This is a genomic window from Hymenobacter profundi, from assembly GCF_019334315.1.
Taxonomy (GTDB): Bacteria; Bacteroidota; Bacteroidia; order Cytophagales; family Hymenobacteraceae; genus Hymenobacter; species Hymenobacter profundi.
In genome coordinates this window covers 1-4,236 of record NZ_JAHWGL010000178.1, presented here as the reverse complement: position 1 = coordinate 4,236, position 4,236 = coordinate 1, and the positions used below count along the sequence as shown (strand labels likewise).

The 4,236-nt window shown below is 59.2% G+C and carries 3 protein-coding genes; 1 reads left to right on the top strand and 2 read right to left on the bottom strand.

Going from position 1 to position 4,236, the window contains the following annotated elements; all coding sequences use genetic code 11:
- Positions 1 to 49: 49 nt before the first annotated feature.
- Entirely contained in the window at positions 50 to 3,106 is a 3,057-nt protein-coding gene (locus KYK14_RS21610) for an amidohydrolase family protein (protein ID WP_246601979.1), read from the bottom strand.
- 203 nt (positions 3,107 to 3,309) lie between these two features.
- Between KYK14_RS21610 and KYK14_RS21605 the strand changes: the two genes are divergently transcribed.
- A complete protein-coding gene (locus tag KYK14_RS21605; protein WP_208308007.1) occupies positions 3,310 to 3,522 on the top strand; it encodes a hypervirulence associated TUDOR domain-containing protein in 213 nt (70 codons plus the stop codon).
- A 134-nt stretch (positions 3,523 to 3,656) separates the two neighbouring features.
- On the opposite strand, the gene KYK14_RS21600 is transcribed toward KYK14_RS21605, so the two are convergent.
- On the bottom strand, positions 3,657 to 4,236 hold a 580-nt coding region (locus KYK14_RS21600; RefSeq protein WP_219161729.1), incomplete at its 5' end, for an APC family permease.

Here is a 4,236-nt window from a genome sequence, read left to right as displayed (position 1 = left end):
AGGCTCCCCCTCTCCCGGAGGGGAGGGGGCCGGGGGGTGGGGTGTTCGTTTACTGATCCTCTTCCTTCTCCTCGCCCAGCGTGTCGCAGGTGTAGTGGCTGTTGGTGCGGGCAGCTACTTCCTGCGCCGGGGCACCAGACTTGCGGGCGCTCACCATTTTCTGGATAATGCGCAGACGCTCCTTTTGCATCTGGTCGCGCAGTTGCTGGTCTTCTTCCAGGCTGAACATTTGGCGGCCGTCTACGAAGGTGCGTTCGGCTTTGGCGTACACGCTCAGCGGGTGCTCATTCCAGAGCACCACGTCGGCGTCTTTCCCTTCCTTGATGCTGCCCATGTGCGAATCGAGATGCAGCATCTTGGCCGGGTTGATGGTGATGAGGCGCATAGCTTGGTCCTCGCTCAGCCCGCCGTATTTCACGGTTTTGGCGGCTTCCTGGTTGAGGCGGCGGCTCATTTCGGCGTCGTCGGAGTTGATGGCCACGTTCACGCCTACCTTGGTCATGATAGCGGCGTTGTAGGGAATGGCGTCGCGCACCTCGTTTTTGTAGGCCCACCAGTCGGAAAAAGTGCCGGCGTTGATGCCGCGGGCCGCCATCTTGTCGGCTACCTTGTAGCCTTCCAGAATATGGGTGAAGGTGTTGATTTTGAAACCCATGCGGTCGGCCACGTTCATCATCATGTTGATTTCTGACTGCACGTAGCTGTGGCAGGTGATGTGGCGGTCGTCGCGCAGGATTTCCACCAAAGCTTCCAGTTCCAGGTCGCGGCGCGGCGGCTCGGTCTTCGCTTGTTTGCCCTTCGACAGCTTATTATAGGTGGCCCACTCCTTTTCGTATTCCTTGGCGCGGGTGAAGGCATCCACAAATACCTGCTCCACGCCCATGCGCGACTGCGGGAAGCGTAGCACATTCCGCTCGCCGGCGTTGCTCTGCTTCACGTTCTCGCCCAACGCAAACTTGATGAAGCCCGGCGCATCACTGATTTTCAAATCGTTGGCATCCATACCCCAACGCATCTTGATGATGGCTGACTGCCCGCCAATGGGGTTGGCCGAGCCGTGCAGGAGTTGCGAAGCCACCACGCCACCGGCCAGGTCGCGGTAGAGGCCCACGTCCTCGGGGTCGATAACGTCGCCTACCCGCACTTCGCTGGTCACGGCCTGGGTGCCCTCGTTCACGCCCTGCGAAATGGCAATGTGCGAGTGCTCGTCGATGATACCGGGGGTAAGGTGCTTGCCGGTTCCATCTACGGTGCGGGCGCCGCTGGGGGCGCTCAGGTTCTTGCCTACCTTGGCAATCTTGCCGTTTTGCAGCAGCACATCGGTGTTTTCGAGCTTGCCGGCGGCTTCGCTGGTCCACACGGTAGCATTCTTAATCAGCACGGTTTCCTGCTTCGGAACCTCGGTGCGACCGTAGGAGGCAAACGGGAACGTCAACTGGCCGATTTCCATGGGTCGGGGCGTGCGGGCAGAGTCGCGGCGGGCAGCTTGGGTGGCGCCTTCCTGGCGGCGGGCGGTCCATTTTACCATGCTGGCGTCAGGCAACTCCGCATCCCCGCGAAATGTGTTACCCTCGGCGGTATAGTAGCCGCTCAAGCGCATGGAGCCGGCGTTTTTGCCTTTGGCGGCAGCGTAGACAATAGTTGCCAAGTCGCCGGTTACCGTCATGGTGCCCTTCACCGTATCGGCGGCGGCACGCACCACTTTCAGTTGGGGCGCTTCGGGCTTGCCGCTTACCAACATCTTCACCTCAGGCTGCTGCCCTACCTGCAACGTATACACGCCGCGGTAGTCGTTGGGCACCTCCGTGAGTTGGTACCGCTCACCCTGCACCCAATTGTCAAGCATCACGTTGTCGTCGGCGAAGAGGCGGTTGGAGCACACCAGGAAGTTAGCTACCATGCCGGGCTTCAGGCTGCCTACCTGGTCCTGCGCTTTGAGTAGGGCGGCGGGGGTGGCAGTGAGGGCCTGGAGCGCCTGTTCCTCGGTGAGGCCGTACTGCATGGCCTTTTTGAGGTTGGGCATGAACTTCTTCTTATCCTTTAGGTCGCTGGCTGACAGGGCGAAGGTGACGCCGGCTTTGGCGAGCATGGCCGCGTTGGCGGGCGCCATTTCCCAGTGCTTGAGGTCTTCCAGGGGCACGCGGGTGGCGTCGTACACGTCGTCTACCTTGTAGGCGTCGGGGTAGTTGAGGGTGAGGATGAGTGAGGCCTTTGTGGCCTTTACTTCGGGTAGGCGCTGGTACTCGTCGCCGGCTCCTTTAATAATGTATTGTACCCCAAATTCGTCGCCTACCCGGTCGGCGCGCAGGGTGTTCAGCTTGTTGCTGGCCTCAAAAATGGCGGGCAGGTTGCGCTGGCTGTTGAAGGCTTGCAGCGACAGGTTTTCCTCGCGGCGCGGATTGCGCTGATTCCAGTTGGCATCGAGGTAGGTTTGGCGCAGCAGCGCAATGCTACCCATTAGGGACCCAGGGTAGTCCTGGGTAGAAGAGCCTTTGTCGAAGGAGAAGCCGGTGGCGGCGCGGTCCACGAGAATCACCTCGTTTTCGCGGCGGTCGGTGTTCAGCGTCACCAAAGAGCCGGTACCGCGAGCGATGCCGTCGGGCTGCAAGGTCATTACTGCCCCGAAGCCCAGCTTACGGTAGGCGTCGGCCTGGTCGGCGTTGACTTTGAACATCTCGGCGGCGTTGGTTTCGGGCCGGATGGCTTGGTTCCAATCGTAGGCGCCCTCCTTCTGGCTCTCAAACTGCGGCCCCGCCTCTCGCCTACCCCGGCGCTCGGGCATTTTCACATCGGGCACGCCGTAGCTGGTGAACATGTCTACGAAGCCGGGATAGATGTACTTGCCCTTCAGGTCTTTCACTACCGCGCCCTGCGGAATGGCTACTTTATTACCCACGGCCACTACTCTACCATCGCGGATGACGAGCGTGGCGTCGTCGAGTTTGGTTTTATAATCGGTGTAGATGGTGGCGTGGGTGAAAGCGTAGAGGCCGGAACGTTGGTCGTAAACGCCGTTGCGCGGGTACGTGAGGGGTTGCTGCGCCCAGGCGGGCAGGCCACTGGCGAGCAGGCCCAGCAAACCCAGCATGCGTAATTTTTGGTGCATAGAGTGAATGAAAGAGTGTGATTTGGAGGAAAAAGAGACTGGTGTAGGCGCAGAACAGAGCAGTTGTAAGCTACCCAAAGAAACCGGCTCGTCCTATGGGGTTGCGTCAAAAGCAGGAATTCCGGGACTTCGGCTGTCGAATAGGAACCCTACCTCAGCTTTTGCGGTACATTATTCATCGTTCCACCCTATCCCCTACCCCTATGTTTCGCAAAGGCAGCAAAGTCAGCTGGAAATACGGCACCGGCACGGCCACCGGCAAAATCGAAGAAGTGCACAAGGAATCCATCACGCGTAAGCTAAAGGGCAGCGACATTACCCGCAACGGCACCGCCGACAACCCCGCCTACCTCATCACCCAGGAAAACGGCGACCAGGTGCTCAAGCTGAAAAGCGAAGTGGAAGCAGCGAAGTGAGTTGTGAATAGCTAAATAAGAAGGTCATTTTGAACGCAATGAGAAATGACAGGCTACTAGAAATGACGTTCTAGTAGCAATAAAAAAGGCCCCGCGAACCAATGTTCGCGGGGCCTTTTTATACAGCTCCTGCTTTACTTCCCAGCAGCCTCAGCTTCCCGCTCGCGGTTGAGCTTGCTGTTGTGGCGTCCATAGAAGAAGTAGATAACCACACCAATGGCCATCCAAATGATCAGGCGCAACCAGGTGTCCCAGGGCAGGTTGAACATCATGTAGCCGCAGATCAGGATACCCATGCCGGGTACCAGCGGCACCCACGGCGTGCGGAACGGCCGGTGCAGGTTAGGGTCGCGGCGGCGCAGAGCAATGATGCCACCGCACACAATCACGAAGGCCAGCAGCGTACCAATGCTTACCAACTCGCCCAGCAAGCCTACGGGTAGGATACCGGCCACAATGGCGCACACAACACCCGTGAAGATCGTCGTAACGTAGGGCGTTTGAAACTTGGGGTGCACTTTGCCGAAGATGGGCGGCAGTAGGCCGTCGCGCGACATGGCGAAGAAGATGCGGGGCTGCCCCATGAGCATCACGAGTACCACCGAAGCCAAGCCGGCAATAGCACCCAAGCCAGTGAAGTAGTACAGCCAGCCCAGCGAAGGACCCGCAGCTTGCAGCGCTACCAGCACCGGATCAGGCACGTTCAGGTTTTTG